Origin of the sequence: Streptomyces flaveolus (assembly GCF_044765825.1) — a bacterium.
GTDB classification, from domain to species: Bacteria; Actinomycetota; Actinomycetes; order Streptomycetales; family Streptomycetaceae; genus Streptomyces; species Streptomyces flaveolus.
The window spans coordinates 1-15,001 of record NZ_JBIWKU010000008.1; the positions used below are offsets into that span (position 1 = coordinate 1).

The 15,001-nt window shown below is 73.8% G+C and carries 14 protein-coding genes; 8 read left to right on the top strand and 6 right to left on the bottom strand.

All coding sequences use genetic code 11. The features are described 5' to 3' along the window. Window positions 1-119 precede the first annotated feature (119 nt). A complete protein-coding gene (locus tag ACIRG6_RS23600; protein ID WP_403324452.1) occupies window positions 120-875 on the bottom strand; it encodes a (Fe-S)-binding protein in 756 nt (251 codons plus the stop codon). A 205-nt stretch (window positions 876-1,080) separates the two neighbouring features. Here ACIRG6_RS23600 and ACIRG6_RS23605 point away from each other — a divergent pair, with 205 nt between their 5' ends. From ACIRG6_RS23605 to ACIRG6_RS23625, 5 genes are all read left to right on the top strand, one after another. After that, window positions 1,081-2,106: a LacI family DNA-binding transcriptional regulator gene (locus ACIRG6_RS23605; protein ID WP_364681650.1), complete on the top strand. Its 1,026-nt coding sequence runs from the start codon at window positions 1,081-1,083 to the stop codon at window positions 2,104-2,106. 115 nt (window positions 2,107-2,221) lie between these two features. Beyond that, the gene (locus ACIRG6_RS23610; protein ID WP_403324453.1) at window positions 2,222-3,526 is read left to right on the top strand and encodes an alpha/beta fold hydrolase; all 1,305 of its coding nucleotides are present in this window, start codon (window positions 2,222-2,224) and stop codon (window positions 3,524-3,526) included. Window positions 3,527-3,602: 76 nt separating this feature from the next. After that, on the top strand, window positions 3,603-4,346 hold the full coding sequence (locus tag ACIRG6_RS23615) for a PIG-L deacetylase family protein (protein WP_403324455.1): 744 nt from the start codon (window positions 3,603-3,605) through the stop codon (window positions 4,344-4,346). Between the two features lie 5 nt (window positions 4,347-4,351). Continuing rightward, entirely contained in the window at window positions 4,352-5,245 is an 894-nt protein-coding gene (locus ACIRG6_RS23620; RefSeq protein WP_364681644.1) for a sigma-70 family RNA polymerase sigma factor, read from the top strand. 51 nt (window positions 5,246-5,296) lie between these two features. Beyond that, complete coding sequence (locus ACIRG6_RS23625) at window positions 5,297-6,139, top strand: pentapeptide repeat-containing protein (RefSeq protein ID WP_364681642.1); 843 nt, start codon at window positions 5,297-5,299, stop codon at window positions 6,137-6,139. Here ACIRG6_RS23625 and ACIRG6_RS23630 read toward each other — a convergent pair. Beyond that, window positions 6,101-7,645, bottom strand: coding sequence for a cytochrome P450 (locus ACIRG6_RS23630; RefSeq protein ID WP_403324456.1), 1,545 nt, complete (start codon window positions 7,643-7,645; stop codon window positions 6,101-6,103). The genes ACIRG6_RS23625 and ACIRG6_RS23630 overlap by 39 nt on opposite strands. A 107-nt stretch (window positions 7,646-7,752) precedes the next feature. Between ACIRG6_RS23630 and ACIRG6_RS23635 the strand changes: the two genes are divergently transcribed. Together ACIRG6_RS23635 and ACIRG6_RS23640 are read left to right on the top strand one after the other, a co-directional pair. Next, a complete protein-coding gene (locus tag ACIRG6_RS23635) occupies window positions 7,753-8,361 on the top strand; it encodes a TetR/AcrR family transcriptional regulator (protein ID WP_318215706.1) in 609 nt (202 codons plus the stop codon). A 155-nt stretch (window positions 8,362-8,516) separates the two neighbouring features. Beyond that, the gene (locus tag ACIRG6_RS23640; RefSeq protein ID WP_364681638.1) at window positions 8,517-9,242 is read left to right on the top strand and encodes a DUF2470 domain-containing protein; all 726 of its coding nucleotides are present in this window, start codon (window positions 8,517-8,519) and stop codon (window positions 9,240-9,242) included. On the opposite strand, the gene ACIRG6_RS23645 is transcribed toward ACIRG6_RS23640, so the two are convergent. From ACIRG6_RS23645 to ACIRG6_RS23660, 4 genes are all read right to left on the bottom strand, one after another. Continuing rightward, entirely contained in the window at window positions 9,210-10,415 is a 1,206-nt protein-coding gene (locus tag ACIRG6_RS23645) for a lactonase family protein (RefSeq protein WP_403324458.1), read from the bottom strand. The two genes, ACIRG6_RS23640 and ACIRG6_RS23645, sit on opposite strands and share 33 nt — an antisense overlap. A gap of 40 nt (window positions 10,416-10,455) precedes the next feature. Beyond that, a complete protein-coding gene (locus ACIRG6_RS23650; protein ID WP_403324460.1) occupies window positions 10,456-11,511 on the bottom strand; it encodes a hypothetical protein in 1,056 nt (351 codons plus the stop codon). A gap of 54 nt (window positions 11,512-11,565) precedes the next feature. Next, window positions 11,566-12,837, bottom strand: coding sequence for an FUSC family protein (locus ACIRG6_RS23655; RefSeq protein ID WP_364822040.1), 1,272 nt, complete (start codon window positions 12,835-12,837; stop codon window positions 11,566-11,568). 121 nt (window positions 12,838-12,958) lie between these two features. Then, entirely contained in the window at window positions 12,959-13,453 is a 495-nt protein-coding gene (locus ACIRG6_RS23660) for an FBP domain-containing protein (RefSeq protein ID WP_364681630.1), read from the bottom strand. A gap of 226 nt (window positions 13,454-13,679) precedes the next feature. On the opposite strand from ACIRG6_RS23660, the gene ACIRG6_RS23665 reads away from it, so the two are divergent. After that, a complete protein-coding gene (locus tag ACIRG6_RS23665; RefSeq protein WP_318215712.1) occupies window positions 13,680-14,969 on the top strand; it encodes an ROK family transcriptional regulator in 1,290 nt (429 codons plus the stop codon). Window positions 14,970-15,001: the final 32 nt, after the last annotated feature.

Consider the following 15,001-nt stretch of genomic DNA (forward strand, 5'->3'; position numbering starts at 1 on the left):
CCGCGCCCGCTTGTCCCGGATGGTGTGCGTCGCATGCCGCAGATTGCCGCGCAGCGTCGTGTCGCGCACGGCGTCCCGCGCCGCCCTCGGGAAGGACGGCATCCCCACGAACGTCCCGCTCATACGGTCGATTCCTCCTCCGTGCTCGCCAGGATCTCCGCGATGTGCACCGGCCGTATGCCGGTCCGCAGCCGCGCCATGGTCCCGCCGATGTGCATGAGACAGGAGTTGTCGGCCGCGCACAGCACCTCCGCGCCCGTCGACTCGGCATTGCGCACCTTGTCCGCGCCCATCGCCACGGACACGTCGGCGTTCTTCACGGCGAAGGTGCCGCCGAAGCCGCAGCACTCCTCGGCGCCCGGCAGCTCCACCAGCTCCAGCCCCTTCACGGCCCGCAACAGCCTGAGCGGCCGGTCCCCGAGGCCGAGGCCGCGCAGCCCGTGGCAGGTCGGGTGGTACGTCACCGTGTGCGGGTAGTACGCCCCCACGTCCGTCACCCCCAGCACGTCCACCAGGAACTCGGTCAGCTCGTACGTCTTCGGCACCACCGGCGCCAGAGTGGCGGCGAGGGCGTTCCCGCGGCCCTCGGCCCGGGCCCGCTCACCCATGCGCGGATACAGCTCCCGCACCATCGCCCCGCACGACCCCGACGGCGTCACGATCGCCTCGTAGTCCGCGAAGACCTCGCTGAAGCGCCGGGCCAGGGGCTCCGCCTCGTGCCGGTACCCCGTGTTGTAGTGGGCCTGTCCGCAACAGGTCTGGTCCGCCGGGAAGTCGACCTCGACGCCCAGCCGCGTCAGCAGAGTCACCACGGCACGGCCGGTGTCCGGATACAGCGTGTCGTTGACGCAGGTCAGGAACAGGGCGACACGCATCGCAGCTCCTCGGGGCGATCGTGGTGATCATCGGACGAAAGGCAGCGTAGTCGCCGGTCCCGGGCCGACGGCAGAGCGCGTGCCCCGCCGTGCGCGGCGGGGGCTTCCCGCCCCCGCGGCACGGAGACCGGCCCGCCGCGGCGCGGGTAATGTGAAGGTCTTTCCCGCCGCCCCTCCCCAGACCGACCCTGGAGGTCCCTGCCCGATGGCCCATTCGGTGGGTATCAAGGACGTCGCCCGCGCCGCCGGAGTATCCGTGGGCACGGTCTCCAACGTCATCAACCGCCCGGACACCGTCGCCGTCGAGACCCGCGCACGGGTCCTGTCCGCGATCGACCGGCTCGGCTACGTCCGCAGCGAGTCCGCGCGCCAGCTGCGCGCCGGCCGCAGCCGGATCATGGGGCTGCTCGTCCTCGACATGGGCAACCCCTTCTTCGTGGACGTCGCGCGCGGCGCCGAGCGGGCCGCTCGCGAGGCGGGCCTGGGCGTGATGGTCTGCAACAGCGCCCAGAGCCCGGGCGAGGAGGCCGAGTACCTCTCCCTCTTCGCCGAACAGCGGGTCCGGGGCGTGCTGCTGACCCCGGCCGACGCCACCGGCCGCAACATCGAGGGCTTCCGGCGCCACCACATCCCCTTTGTGCTGGTCGACCGCGTCGCCGAGGGCACCACGGAGTGCTCGGTCTCCGTCGACGACATCGCGGGCGGCGCGCTGGCCGTGCGCCACCTCGTCGACGCCGGCCACCGCTCCATCGCCTACGTCAGCGGCCCGCCCGGCCTCAACCAGGTCCGCGACCGCCGCACCGGCGCCCTGAACGCGCTCGCCGAGGCCGGACTCGCCCCCGGGACCCTGCGCGAACTGCCCACCGAACGCCTCGACGTCGCCGCGGGCCGCGACGCCGGCGCCCGCCTGCTCGGCCTCGCCGACCGGCCCACCGCCGTCTTCTGCGCCAACGACCTGCTCGCCCTCGGCGTCCTGCAGGCCATGTACGCCGCCGGGGTCGGCGTCCCCGACGACCTGGCCATCGTCGGCTACGACGACATCGAGTTCGCCGCCGCCGCGGCCGTCCCGCTCACCTCGGTGCGCCAGCCCGCCGTCACCATGGGCGCCATGGCCGCCGAGCTGCTCCTGGAGGAGACGGAACTGGACGGCACCGACCGGACCCACGCCCACCGGCGGGTCGTGCTCCAGCCCGAACTGGTGGTGCGCCGCTCCAGCCTGGCCGCCCGCTGACCCGCCGTTCAGCAGAATGTTCCGGTCCCGGGGGTCGGCGGCCGGAGGACCGTGTGCTGAACTGGGACACGGCCGAAAGATCCGGCCGTACGACCCATCCGTCCCGGGAGCCCCGTTGAGCGCCAGTTACCGCCAGCCCGGCGTCGTCCTCACCGACCGCCGATTCACCGTGCCCCTCGACCACGCCGACCCCTCGGGGGAGACGATCGAGCTGTACGCCCGCGAGGCCGTCGCGAGCGACCAGGCGCACCGGGACGACCTGCCGTGGCTGGTGTACCTCCAGGGCGGCCCAGGCTTCGGAGCGAACCGTTTCATCGGCCGGCCCGCCTGGTTCGGCCGCGCCCTCAAGGAGTACCGCGTCCTCCTCCTCGACCAGCGCGGCACCGGCGCCTCCACGCCCGCCAACCGCCAGACGCTCCCGCTGCGCGGCGGCCCCGCCGAGCAGGCCGACTACCTCACCCACTTCCGCGCCGACGCCATCGTCCGCGACTGCGAGGCCATCCGTCCGCAGGTCACCGGCGGCGCCCCCTGGACGGTCCTCGGCCAGAGCTTCGGCGGCTTCTGCACCGTCGCCTACCTCTCCCTGGCCCCCGAGGGCCTGCACACCGCCCTGATCACCGGCGGCCTGCCCTCCCTCGACGCCCACGCCGACGACGTCTACCGGGCTGCCTACCCCCGCATCGAGCGCAAGGTCGCCGCGCACTACGACCGCTACCCGCAGGACGTCGAACGCGCCCGGCGCATCGCCGACCACCTGCTCACCCACGACGTGGTCCTGCCGAACGGCTACCGCCTCACCGTGGAGGCCTTCCAGTCCCTCGGCATCCTCCTCGGCGGCAGCGAGGGCAGCCACCGCCTGCACTTCCTGCTGGAGGACGCCTTCGTGCGCACCCCGCACGGCGCGGAGCTCTCCGACGCCTTCCAGGAGGAGGTCCAGGGCCTGCTGTCGTACGCCGGCCACCCGCTGTACGCCCTCGTCCACGAGGCCATCTACGGGCAGGACGCGCGCCCGACGAACTGGTCCGCCGAGCGGGTCCGCGCCGAGTTCCCGCGCTTCGACGCCGCCAAGACCCTCGCGGGCGACGAACCGCTGCTGTTCACCGGCGAGTCGGTCCACCCCTGGATGTTCGACTGCGACCCGGCGCTGCGCCCGCTGCGCGAGACGGCCGACGTGCTCGCCGCCCGTACCGACTGGACGCCCCTGTACGACCCCGCGCGCCTCGCCGCCAACGAGGTGCCGGCCGCCGCGGCCGTTTACCACGACGACATGTACGTCGACACCGCCCACGCGCTCGGCACCGCCCGGAGCATCCGCGGTCTGCGCACCTGGGTCACCGACGAGTTCGAGCACGACGGCGTGCGGGCCGGCGGCCCCCGTGTCCTGGACCGGCTCCTGGCGCTGGCCCGCGACGAGGCCTGAACGGGCGGCCCGCACCAGGTGTCCGCGGCGCGTGAACACCGAGTGTGATGTCAGTGCCACGGGCTAGGGTGCGGGCATGACGGAGCCGACGATCACGCAACTGGAGCCCATGCCCGGCGACTGGCGACGCGCCCTCGCCGTCGTCGCCCACCCGGACGACCTGGAGTACGGGTGCTCGGCCGCGATCGCCGCCTGGACCGACGAGGGCCGCGAGGTCGCCTACGTCCTCGCGACCCGCGGTGAGGCCGGCATCGACACCCTGGCGCCCGCCGGCTGCGGCCCGCTGCGCGAGCGGGAGCAGCGGGCGAGCGCGGCCGTGGTCGGGGTGAGCGAGGTGGAGTTCCTCGACCACCGGGACGGCGTCGTCGAGTACGGACTCGCCCTGCGCCGGGACATCGCCGCCGCGATCCGCCGGCACCGGCCCGAGCTGGTCATCACCCTCAACCACCGGGACACCTGGGGCGGCGGCGCATGGAACACCCCGGACCACGTCGCCGTCGGCCGGGCCACGCTCGACGCGGCGGGCGACGCCGGCAACCGGTGGATCTTCCCGGAGCTGACCGAGCAGGGACTCGAACCGTGGAACGGCGTCCGCTGGGTCGCCGTCGCGGGATCCGCCACGCCCACGCACGCCATGGACGCGACGGCCGGGCTGGAGCGCGCGGTCCGCTCGCTGCTCGAACACCGCACCTACATCGAGGTGCTGACCGACGAGGACCCGGAGGCGTACGCCCGAGGGTTCCTCACCCGCACCGCGGAGGAGACGGGCCGGCGGTTCGGGAACCGGCCCGCGGTCGCCTTCGAGCTGTTCGCGCGGTGACGCGGATGGCCGACGACACGGAGCTGGCGGAGCGCTTCGAGGAGCACCGGGCACAGCTCAAGGCGGTCGCGTACCGCATGCTCGGCTCACTGGCCGAGGCGGAGGACGCCGTCCAGGAGGCATGGCTGCGCCTGGGCCGCAGCGACGCGGGCGCCATCGACAATCTCGGCGGCTGGCTGACCACCGTGACCGGCCGGATCTGCCTGGACCTGCTGCGCTCGCGCACCGCACGCCGCGAGCAGCCGATGGACGAGACGTTCGTCCCGGACCTGGTGGTCGGCCCCCTCTCGGCGGACGACCCGGAGCAGGAGGCGCTGCACAACGACTCGGTGGGCGTGGCCCTGCTGGTGGTGCTGGAGCGACTGGAGCCCGACGAGCGGCTCGCGTTCGTCCTGCACGACATGTTCGCCGTGCCCTTCGACGACCTCGCCCCGGTCGTGGAGCGCAGCCCGGCCGCCACCCGGCAGCTGGCCTCCCGTGCCCGCCGCCGTGTCCGGGACGCCGGACCGCCCGCCGAGCCGGACCTCGGCCGGCAGCGGGAGGCGCTGGACGCCTTCCAGGCCGCCGCGCGCGGCGGCGACTTCGAGGCGCTGGTCGCCGTCCTCCACCCGCAGGTGACCCTGCGGGCCGACGCGGGCACCCTGGTGCGCGGCATCGCCGGGTCGAAGTCGCTGCGGGGCGCGGAGGCCGTGGCCAAGTCGGCGCTCATGTTCGCGCAGTACAACGCGGAGGCGCGGATGGTCCGGGTCAACGACTCGCTCGGCCTGGTGAGCGTGGTCGACGGCCGCCCCCAGTCGGTCCTGACCGTCACCGTCGCCGACGGCCGCATCACCGGCCTGTACATCCTGGCCGACCCGGACCGGCTCACCCGGCTGGAGGTGCCGGACGAGAGGGGATGACCCCGACGGGGGCCGGGCCCGCACCCGACGGGGAGCCGGCCCCCGTTCCGTATGCTGAACGCCATGCGAGAACGAGAAACCGGCCGGGCGGAACTGCGCGGGGACTGCGAACGGTGCTTCGGGCTGTGCTGCGTGGCGCTGCCGTTCACGCGGTCAGCCGACTTCGCGGTGAACAAGGACGCCGGCACCCCCTGCGCCAACCTCCGCGAGGACAGCCGGTGCGGAATCCACGCGCAGTTGCGGACGAAGGGCTTCACCGGCTGCACGGTCTACGACTGCTTCGGTGCCGGACAGCAGGTCTCACAGGTCACCTTCGGCGGACAGGACTGGCGTGATGCCCCGCCCGGGCGAGCCCGCCGCATGTTCGAGGTGTTCCCGGTGGTCCGCCATCTGCACGAGCTGCTCTGGTACCTGACCGAGGCGCTGACCCTGCCCGCCGCCCGGCCCGTCCACGCCGACGTGCGCCGGCTGCTGGACGAGACGGAACGGCTCACCGCCGCGACCCCCGAGGAACTGGCCGCGCTGGACCTGGCAGCGCACCGGCAGCGGGCCAACGCGCTCCTGCTGCGCACCAGCGAACTGATGCGCGCCGGGACGCGCGGCAAGAAGAAGAACCGCCGCAACGCCGACCTGATGGGTGCCCGCCTCAAGGGCGCCGACCTGCGCGGGGCCGATCTGCGCGGCGCCTACCTGATCGCCGCCGACCTCACCGGCGCCGATCTGCGGGGCGCGGACCTGATCGGCGCCGACCTGCGCGACGCCGACCTGACGGACGCGGACCTCACGGGCGCCTTCTTCCTCACCCAGCCGCAGCTCACCGCGGCCCGCGGCAGCGCCGGCACGAAGCTGCCGGGGTCACTGAGCCGACCGGTGCACTGGACAACGGGCCTCTGAGACGCCGGCCTCCGCGCCTGCCTGCTCCGCGCCCGGGGCGGCGGGCTCCGGCACCGCGGTCCGCCGGTCCAGCCGCAGCCGCAGTCCCTCCGGCATCAGCGTCAGCCGCTCGGTCACCCGCAGCCGGTAGTCGGGCTCGGGCCGCAGCTCGTAGCGGCGCAGCAGCAGCCCGAGCACCAGCGTGGCCTCGTGCAGCGCGAACTGCCGCCCGATGCACGCCCGCGCGCCCGTCCCGAACGGCTTGAACGTGTGCGGGGCACGGGCCCGTACGGCCTTCGCGTCGAAGCGGTCCGGGTCGAACCGCTCCGCGTCCGGCCCCCACACGTCGGGATCGCGGTGCAGCATCCCGGTGAGGACCAGCGCCCAGGCGCCCCGCCGCATGGGGTACGTGCCGTCCAGCACGGTGTCCCGGAGCCCCTCCCGTGCGAAGGCGGGCGCGGTCGGCCACAGCCGCAGCGACTCGTCCAGCACCCGGCGCACGTACCGCAGCTTGGCCACCTGCTCGTAGCCGGGTACCTCGGTGCCGCCCCAGACGCGGTCCACCTCGGCCCGGGCGCGGGCCGCGACCTCGGGGTGCCGGGCGAGGTAGTGCAGGGCGAAGGAGAGCGCGCCCGAGGTGGTCTCGTGGCCGGCCACCAGGAAGGTGATGACCTGTCGGCGGACGTTCTCCGCCGACAGGCGCTCACCGGTGTCGGGGTGGGCCGTCTCCAGCATCCGGTCGAGCAGGTCCCCGTCGCCGCCGTCCGAGGCGCGGCGGGCCCGGACCAGGTCGTCGACCGTGCGGTTCAGACAGGCGATGTCGGCGGCGTTGCGGCGGCTCGCGCCGCGCAGCAGCCATGGCGCGAGCGGCGCGGGCACGGTGTTGAGGCGCTGCGCGTAGGTGAGGGTGCCCACCATCGCCTCCACGAAGGGGTGGAGGCGGGGGCGTTCGAACGACCCGAAGTCGTGCCCGAACCCGGTGCGCGCGATCGTCTCCAGCGTCAGCTTCGTCATGTCGCCGGGCACGTCCACCGTGCGTCCGGCGGCCTCGGCGCGGTCCCAGTGGGCGGTCAGCCGTCCGGCCACGTCCAGCATCATGAGGTGGTAGCCGGCCATGGCCTCCCGGCTGAACCCGGGTGCCAGGACGTCGTGCGCGAGCTGCCAGTTGGGCTCGTGGTTGTACGCCGTGAACAGTCCGTCCCCGGCGACCGGCCGCAGGTTGGCCACGCCGAGGCCCACGTGCTTGCCGAAGCGCGACTCGTCCGCCAGGTCGGCGGCGAGCCGGGCACCCCACACGAAGACGAACTCCTTGCCGAAGGCCCGCCGCCGGAAGATCGGCCCCAGCTGCCGTGCGTAGCGCAGCGAGTCCTGCATCGGCGTGCTCCGGCTGGCCCCGATCACGTCCCCTAGCAGCGGGAGCCGGTACGGCGGGCGCGGGATGCGGTCCAGTTCGGGCCAGCCCAGCTCGGCGCTGCGGAACCCCTTCGGCAGCCCGTCCGCGGCCGCTTCCGTCCTCGTCTGAGCCATGACGCATCTCCCTTGACGCGGCGCCGTGTCGAAGCGTGTTGTACGTGGATTCAATAGCGGCCCCAGTCTCGACCCGTTGTTGAACCGGCGTCAAGTAAAGTGCGGGCATGGCCGCGAACCAGGGTGAGCGCACGCGCCGCCGGCTCAGCACCGAGGAGCGCCGGGAGCAGCTGCTGTCGGTGGGGGCGCGGCTGTTCTCCGAGAGCCCCTACGACGACGTGTGGATCGAGCGCGTCGCCGAGATCGCCGGGGTCTCGCGAGGCCTGCTCTACCACTACTTCCCGGCCAAACGGGACTTCTTCGCGGCGGTCGTCGAGCGGGAGAGCGAGCGCATGCTGCGGATGACGGCGGCCGTGCCCGGCGTCCCGGTGCGTGAGCAGCTCGCCGCGGGCCTCGACGCGTATCTGGAGTACGTCCGGGAGCACGCGCACGGCTATCGCGCCTTTCACCGTGCCGACGCGACGGGGGACCAGGCCGTGCGCCGGGTGTACCAGAAGGCGCTGGCCGCGCAGGAACGGCAGATCCTCGCCGCCCTGGCCGCCGACCCGGAGTTCGGTCCGGCCTTCGAGGAACGGGCCGACGTGCGGCTGGCGGTGCGCGGCTGGCTGGCGTTCACCACCGCGGTCTGCCTGGAGTGGCTGCGCGACCCGCGGCCGGCCCGGGAGCAGGTGCGCGACCTGTGCGCGCGGGCTCTGCTGGGCGCGATCGCACCGTAGGGCGCGCGGTCCGCCGCGGCACGGGCGCGCGGTCCGCCGATACGCGCCCCTCGTGCGCGGAAAGGTCACGCAAAGATCACACGTCCTGGTTGGCGCGCACCCCGATCTCCGATAGGTTAGGCAAGCCTTACCTAATGAAGATGACGGAGGTTGGCATGGGTGACCACCACACCTGGACGGCCGCGCCCGCCGCGGCGGAGCAGGCCCGCTCCGTGCTCGCCACCGCGTGGTCCTGTGCGGTGACCGCGGAGTGCGGCCGCGAGGAGTTCGTCGGCGCGCACACCGTGGCCGAGGACGGCCGGGTGCTGCTGCACGTACCCGAGGACAGCGCCCTGTCGGCGGCGGCGGTCTGCGCACCCCGCGGCGAGCCGTCCGCCGTGCTGGAGTTCGCCGACGTGGCGCCCGTCCCGGTGCGGAGCCGGATCCGTGCCCGGCTCTGGCTCGCGGGCTGGTTCGCCGCGGACGACGGTCACCTGGCCTTCCGGCCCACGCGCGTGGTGCTGCGGCAGCCGTCCGGTGCCGTGGTGGTCGGCCTCGACGACTTCGCCGCCGCCGTGCCCGACCCGCTGGCCTGTGCCGAGGCCCGGCTGCTGACCCACCTCGCCGACTGCCACGCCGACGCGGTGGAACGGCTCACCCGGCTCGTCGACGCCGGCAGCCTGCACGGCGCGGTCCGGGTCCGCCCGCTCGCCGTCGACCGGCACGGACTGACGCTGCGCGTCGAGCGCGCCCGCACCCACGGCGACGTACGACTGCCGTTCCACGCGCCCGCCGACGACGTCGCGCAGCTCACCGAACGCATGCACGTGCTGCTCGCCCAGGCGAGCGCGGCCGCCTGCCCCCGCGCGCTACAGCGGCAGCGCACAGACGGCGACGGGTGAGGCGAACGGCTCCCCGGCGAGCCGCAGTTCGCCCGTCCCCGCGGACACGCGGAACACGCTCACCGTCCCGGACCGCTGGTTCGCCGCGAACAGCAGCCCGCCGTCCGGGGAGAACGCGATCTGACGGGGGAAGTCCCCGCCCACCGGCACCGTGTCCAGCAGCCGCAGCTGCGCGCCGCCCGCCGCCACGGCGTAGCGCGTGAGGCTGTTGTGCCCACGGTTGGCGAGATAGGCGTACGAGCCGTCCGCCGTGACCAGGAGCTGCGCCGGGTAGGTGGTGCCCGGCCCCGTGCCGGTGGACCGGGCCTCGCCGATGGTGAGGCGCCCGGTCTCCGGGTCGTAGGCGCAGACCGCGACCGTGTTGTCGACCTCGTTGACGAGATAGGCGTACCGCCCGCCGGGATGGAAGGTCAGGTGGCGCGGTCCGGCGCCCGGCCGGGTGCGCGCCCGGGAGACCTCCCGGAGCGTGCCCGCCCGCTCGTCCAGGCGGTAGGTGTAGACGGTGTCCGTGCCCAGGTCCACGGCGAGCACGTGGCCTCCGTCCGGACTGGTCACCACCTGGTGGGCGTGCGGGCCCTGCTGACCGGGGCCGGGCGGGGGAGAGGAGTGGGTGACCACGGCGGCCGGCTCCCCGAGCGCGCCCGAGGCGTCGACGGGGTGCACGGCGATGCTGCCCGAACCGTAGTTCGCGCTGAGCAGCCAGCGCCCGCTCGGATGCACCGACAGATGACAGGGCGCGGAGCCGCCGGTGCTCCGGCTGCCCAGAACCTTGCGGTCGGACAGGCGTACGGCGGTCACGGCGCCGTCCTCCCGCTCGTTCACCGCGTACAGGGTGTGCCCGGCGGGGTGCACCGCCAGATACGACGGATCAGCCACGCCGGTGACGGTGCCCAGTGCGGTGATCCGGCCCGTGCGGGCGTCGTACTCGGCCAGGCCGATGCCCCGGCCGCCGCCCTCGGCCGAGGTGTACGTCCCGAGGTGGAGCGGGCGCGGACCGGACGGGGCGTGATCCCGGCCCGCAGCGCCGCTGCTCGCCGCCGGTGCCGCGGGGGTGGCCGCGGGCCCGGGCGCCGGCGTGTCGTCGCAGGCCGACACCGCCGGGAGCGCCGCCGCGGCGGCCGTTCGGGCCAGGACCCCGGCGAACCGGCGCCTGCTCCAGCCACCACCGCTCATGCGCGCTCCAGCCCGTCGGTCCGTCCGCTCCGCCCCGTGTCTACCAGTCGCCGTCCTGCACCGGTGCCCCCGGGGCGTCCCCGAGGGGCTTGATCTGCTGCGGGGCGGGCTGCTGCCAGGGCTCGTGGTCGTCGCCGATCCAGTCCCCGACCGGCTTGACGTCCTGGAGCGGCTCGGTCGGCGCCAGGTCGTGGGCGTCCTGGTCGTAGTAGTCGTACCAGGGCAGGCCCGCCTTGGTGTACGCCTCCCGGTCCACGGGGGACGGCGGCGGCGCCTCGCCGGTGATGCGCCGCCACTGCGGAGGCGTCACCAGGTGCACGAAGACCCGGCCCGCCGGCCGCTCGGCCCAGTCCGTCAGGGGGCGTTCGTCCCGGTAGACCTCCTGCCGCATGGACCCGCCGACGCCCAGTCCCATGGCGGGGGCGGACCGCTCCCGGGCCCCGCCGGCCGGCGCCGGGGCCGCGCCGGGGGCGGCCGGCGCCGACATCGGCATCGCGGTCCCGAAGGCTCCGGCCGGCCGGCTCCTGCGGGCGCGCAGTGCCTCGGCCCGGCGCCGCTCCTCCTCGCGCCAGCGGGCCAGCTCCCGGTCGTTGAGGGAGAAGGCCTGCAACTGCACGCCGCCCCACACCTCCTCGCCGGTCACCTGGCCCTCCACGGTCGCGCCCAGGCCCAGCGGGACCGCCACGAACTGGCGGACCGTCCCCGTCCCGGAGTTGATGCCGTCCAGCCACGGCTGCCGGGGAAGCACCACATAGTTCTGGGGGCCGCGGGACAGCCGGTCGCTCCACGGCCGGCCCGACACCGCGCACACCTTGCCTACCCCGACCTGGAGGGCCGCGGGCTCCTGGGTGCCGGCGAAGCTCAGCCACATGGCCTCGCGCAGATACACCGGCAGCATCACGCCGCCGCGCGCCCGCCACGCCTCGGGCACGGTGTCGGCGTAGTCGGCGATCCGGCGGACCGGGAACTCGCCGAGCCCCGGCGGCAACGGATGCGTGCCCGTCTCGGGCAGCCGCAGGGTACGGATGAACCGCACCGCCGCCCCGCCCGGCAGCCGCAGCGTGTTCCCGTCGATCCGCACGCTGGTTCCGGTCATCCGTACGCCCCCTTCACCCGTCCGTCCGTACCCGTCCCGATGGGTCCGTGTCCGTCACTTAGAACGACGCCTGGAGGCGCCCCGGTTCCCTCGCAGCCGCGTCACCTTGCGCAACCGGTCCCACATCCTCATCAGCCGGGGGCGCCGCTCGCGCTGTTCGCGCGTGTGGCGGTCCAGTTCCTCCAGCAGCCTGCGCGAACGGTGCTCGGTGTCCATCTCGTCGATGATGCGGTTGACCTCGGTCAGCACCGCCCCGTGCAACTGCCACTGCCGGGCGTCGCGCTGGATCTCGCCCAGCAGCAGCTGGGCGAGCTTGTCCCGGGTGACCGCCGCCTGGTGCAGCTCGGCGCTCAGCCGTTCCTCCGCCGACTCGGCGTTCTCACTGGCGCTGGTGGTGACCAGCACCGCGAAGCTGACCACGGCGTCGGCGATCTCGGACAGCAACTGCTGGATCGTCGCGCCCGTCTCCGCCGGGAACAGGGGATCCGGCTCACGTTCCTTCGCGAGGTCGGTGAAGGTGCGCGCCAGGACCCGCAGCACCACCGTGCAGATCTCCAGGGTGTCCAGACCGGTCCGCAGCACCACCCGGTGCAGCAGCCCCTCCCTGACCCGCGGATTGAGCCGCAGGCTGTCCTCGGCCTGCCGGAGGTCCTCGTCCACCTCCGCGATGTCGTGGTCGAGGCGGCGGGCCTCGTGCAGCCGGGCCGCCGCCTCGCGGAACGGCGTGCTGCCCGCCGCCTCCTCGCCCATGCGCAGCATCAGCTGCCGCACCCGCCGGGCCAGGCCCTCGATCGACTCCCCGGCCTGCTCCACCCACACCGGGGGAGCGAAGAGCAGGTTGAAGACCAGTCCGACGATCGCCCCGATCAGCGTCTCCACCACCCGGGCCCAGGCCAGGGAACCGTGCGAGGTCACCCCGAGGACCAGCATGGCGCTGATCGCCACCTCGGCCACGAACTCGTGCGCCCGCACCAGATGCCCGACGCCCAGCGCCGCGACGATGACCAGCGCGAGGCTCCACCAGCTCAGCCCCACCACCTCGCTGAAGACGATGGCGACCAGGACACCGGCCACCACCGCGTTCACCCGTCGGACGCTCATCTTCAGCGTGGCGTACAGGGTGACCTGGACGACCAGCAGCGCGGTCAGGGGCGCCGTGAGCGGCGCCGCCGACTTGTCGGGGGACAGCCGCACCGCGATCACATACGCGATCGACGCCGCCGCGGCCGAGCGCAGCGCCTGCACGACCATCGGGTCCCGGTGCCACTTGGCCAGGCGCTTCGCCTCGCGCCCGGCGGACGCCACCGTCTCACGCACATCCAGCATCCTCGGGCTGTTCCCCTTCCCCCGGCGCATCGAACGTATCCGGACAGACGGTAACCGGACGCAGGCGGCCAAAACGCCTCTCACGCGCCGGACTCCGCCCGAAGTGCCGGGGGCGGAGGGATCAATCGGTGATCTTGGTGAGGAAGGCCGACAGATTGCCCGTGGTCCGGGCGATCTGTTCCTCCAGGGTGAGACTCTCCTCGAAGCGGGCACCGGTCTCCGGCAGCTTCTTGCCGCGCAGATACAGGGAACAGGCGAGGTCGGTGCACATGTAGAGGCCGACCGAGTTGCCCTCGCGGCCGGCCGGGCCCGCCTTGCGCGCGGTCATCAGCGACACGCCGCCCCGGGGATGGGTGGTCAGGCACAGCGAGCACATGCTGCGGTGGAAGAAGCCGCGCTGGGCCTGCTGGAAGCGCAGTGCGACACCGACGAGGCGCCCACCGTGCTCGGTGACCAGATAGCTGCGGTCGGGCGCTCCCGGATCCCGCCAGCCCAGGAAGTCGAGATCCTCCCACGGGCGCTCGTCGAGGTCCCGGGGGACGGCCAGACGCTTCGCCTCGCCCTTCGAGCAGTTGACGAAGGAGTCGCGGATGTCCCGCTCGGTGAGTGTTTTCATGGGAAGCCTCGGGATGTGTTCGTTGGTCCTCGGAGCAAACCTAGGGGGCCTAGGTTTCCGCCTAGGGTAAATAGCCGGGCGGCGGATGAGCCAACGGATTTCGCATGCGGCGCCCGGAGTGCGGGCCGCACTGGAGAGTTCACAGCCTGAATTAAGGGGAGAGGAAAGTCGCGGGCGGCGGGCCGGCGGAGGTATGTTGCTGGCCGGGCACGGCGGGAGGAGCCACATGGCGGGGCGGAACGGGCGCACGGTGCGCGACCTCAGGCGGGCCAACCGTACGGCCGTACTGCAGCGGCTCTACTTCGACGGACCGCTCAGCCGCTTCGAGCTGGGCCCCGCGACCGGGCTGAGCTCCGGCTCGGTCAGCAATGTGGTGGCCGACCTGGTCGGCGACGGTCTGGTGGAGGAGGCCGGCAGCGTCGACTCCGACGGCGGCAGGCCCCGCACCCTGCTGCGCGTGGCGCCCGGCAGCGGCCACATGATCGGCGTGGACGTCGGCGAGACCCGGGTGCGCGTCGAGCTGTTCGACCTGACCCTCACCGAGCTCGCCCGCGCCGAACGCCCGCTGACCCAGCAGCGCTACGAGGTCGAGGTCATCGTCGACCACATCCGCGAGGGCATCGCCGAGGTGCTGGCCGCCGCCCGCCTCGCGCCCGAACGGCTGCTCGGCGTCGGGATCGGCGTCCCCGGCATCGTCGAGCACACCCCGGAGCGCGGTGCCGTCGTCCACGGTCAGACCATCGGCTGGGACGCCGTACCGCTGGAGGCCCTGCTCCGTGCCGGCTCACCGCTGCCCGACACCGTCCCGTACTTCATCGACAACGGCGCCAAGACCCTCGGCCAGGCCGAGATGTGGTTCGGTGCCGGACGCGGTGCCCGCAACGCGATCGTGGTGCTCTTCGGCTCCGGTGTCGGCGCCTGCCTCGTCACCCCCGAGGTGGAACACGGCCGCGCCGTCGAATGGGGACACCTGACGGTCCGGGTCCGGGGGCGCCGCTGCCGCTGCGGCGCGCTCGGCTGCCTGGAGGCCTACGCGGGCGCCGAGTCCCTGCTGGCCCGCTGGCGCGAGGAGGGCGGCCGGGTGCCCGAGGGCACCGACGAGGAGACGGCCCTGACCTCCATGCTGGCCGCCGCCTACCCGTCCGACGGCCGCGCCGCCGACCCGGTCGCGCTCGCCGTCCTGGAGGAGACCGCCGAGTACCTGGGCGCCGGCCTCTCCGACCTGATCAATCTCTTCCAGCCCGAGCGCATCCTCATCGGTGGCTGGGCCGGCCTCCAGCTCGGCACCCGCTTCCTGCCCGCCGTACGCCGCCACGCGGTGTCGTACGCGCTGCGCCACCCCGCCCAGAAGGTGACCGTCGACCTGGGGCGGCTCGGCCCCGACGCGGTCACCGTCGGTGCCGCGATCCTGCCGCTGGCCGACTTCTTCGCCCGTGGCGGCCGGCGCCCCGAGCCGGCGCCCGAGAACCCCCTCCCCGCCTGGCGCACGGCACTGGACGAACGGGCGCCGCACTGAGGTTTCACCGGCCGCCGCGGAGGTACCCGACG

Coding starts and splice junctions, on each gene's coding strand:
- ACIRG6_RS23615 (WP_403324455.1), top strand. CDS start 3,603: ATGACGGAGCCGACGATCACGCAACTGGAGCCCATGCCCGGCGACTGG.
- ACIRG6_RS23605 (WP_364681650.1), top strand. CDS start 1,081: ATGGCCCATTCGGTGGGTATCAAGGACGTCGCCCGCGCCGCCGGAGTA.
- ACIRG6_RS23665 (WP_318215712.1), top strand. CDS start 13,680: ATGGCGGGGCGGAACGGGCGCACGGTGCGCGACCTCAGGCGGGCCAAC.
- ACIRG6_RS23650 (WP_403324460.1), bottom strand. CDS start 11,511: ATGACCGGAACCAGCGTGCGGATCGACGGGAACACGCTGCGGCTGCCG.
- ACIRG6_RS23635 (WP_318215706.1), top strand. CDS start 7,753: ATGGCCGCGAACCAGGGTGAGCGCACGCGCCGCCGGCTCAGCACCGAG.
- ACIRG6_RS23600 (WP_403324452.1), bottom strand. CDS start 875: ATGCGTGTCGCCCTGTTCCTGACCTGCGTCAACGACACGCTGTATCCG.
- ACIRG6_RS23640 (WP_364681638.1), top strand. CDS start 8,517: ATGGGTGACCACCACACCTGGACGGCCGCGCCCGCCGCGGCGGAGCAG.
- ACIRG6_RS23620 (WP_364681644.1), top strand. CDS start 4,352: ATGGCCGACGACACGGAGCTGGCGGAGCGCTTCGAGGAGCACCGGGCA.
- ACIRG6_RS23625 (WP_364681642.1), top strand. CDS start 5,297: ATGCTGAACGCCATGCGAGAACGAGAAACCGGCCGGGCGGAACTGCGC.
- ACIRG6_RS23630 (WP_403324456.1), bottom strand. CDS start 7,645: ATGGCTCAGACGAGGACGGAAGCGGCCGCGGACGGGCTGCCGAAGGGG.
- ACIRG6_RS23655 (WP_364822040.1), bottom strand. CDS start 12,837: ATGCTGGATGTGCGTGAGACGGTGGCGTCCGCCGGGCGCGAGGCGAAG.
- ACIRG6_RS23660 (WP_364681630.1), bottom strand. CDS start 13,453: ATGAAAACACTCACCGAGCGGGACATCCGCGACTCCTTCGTCAACTGC.
- ACIRG6_RS23645 (WP_403324458.1), bottom strand. CDS start 10,415: ATGAGCGGTGGTGGCTGGAGCAGGCGCCGGTTCGCCGGGGTCCTGGCC.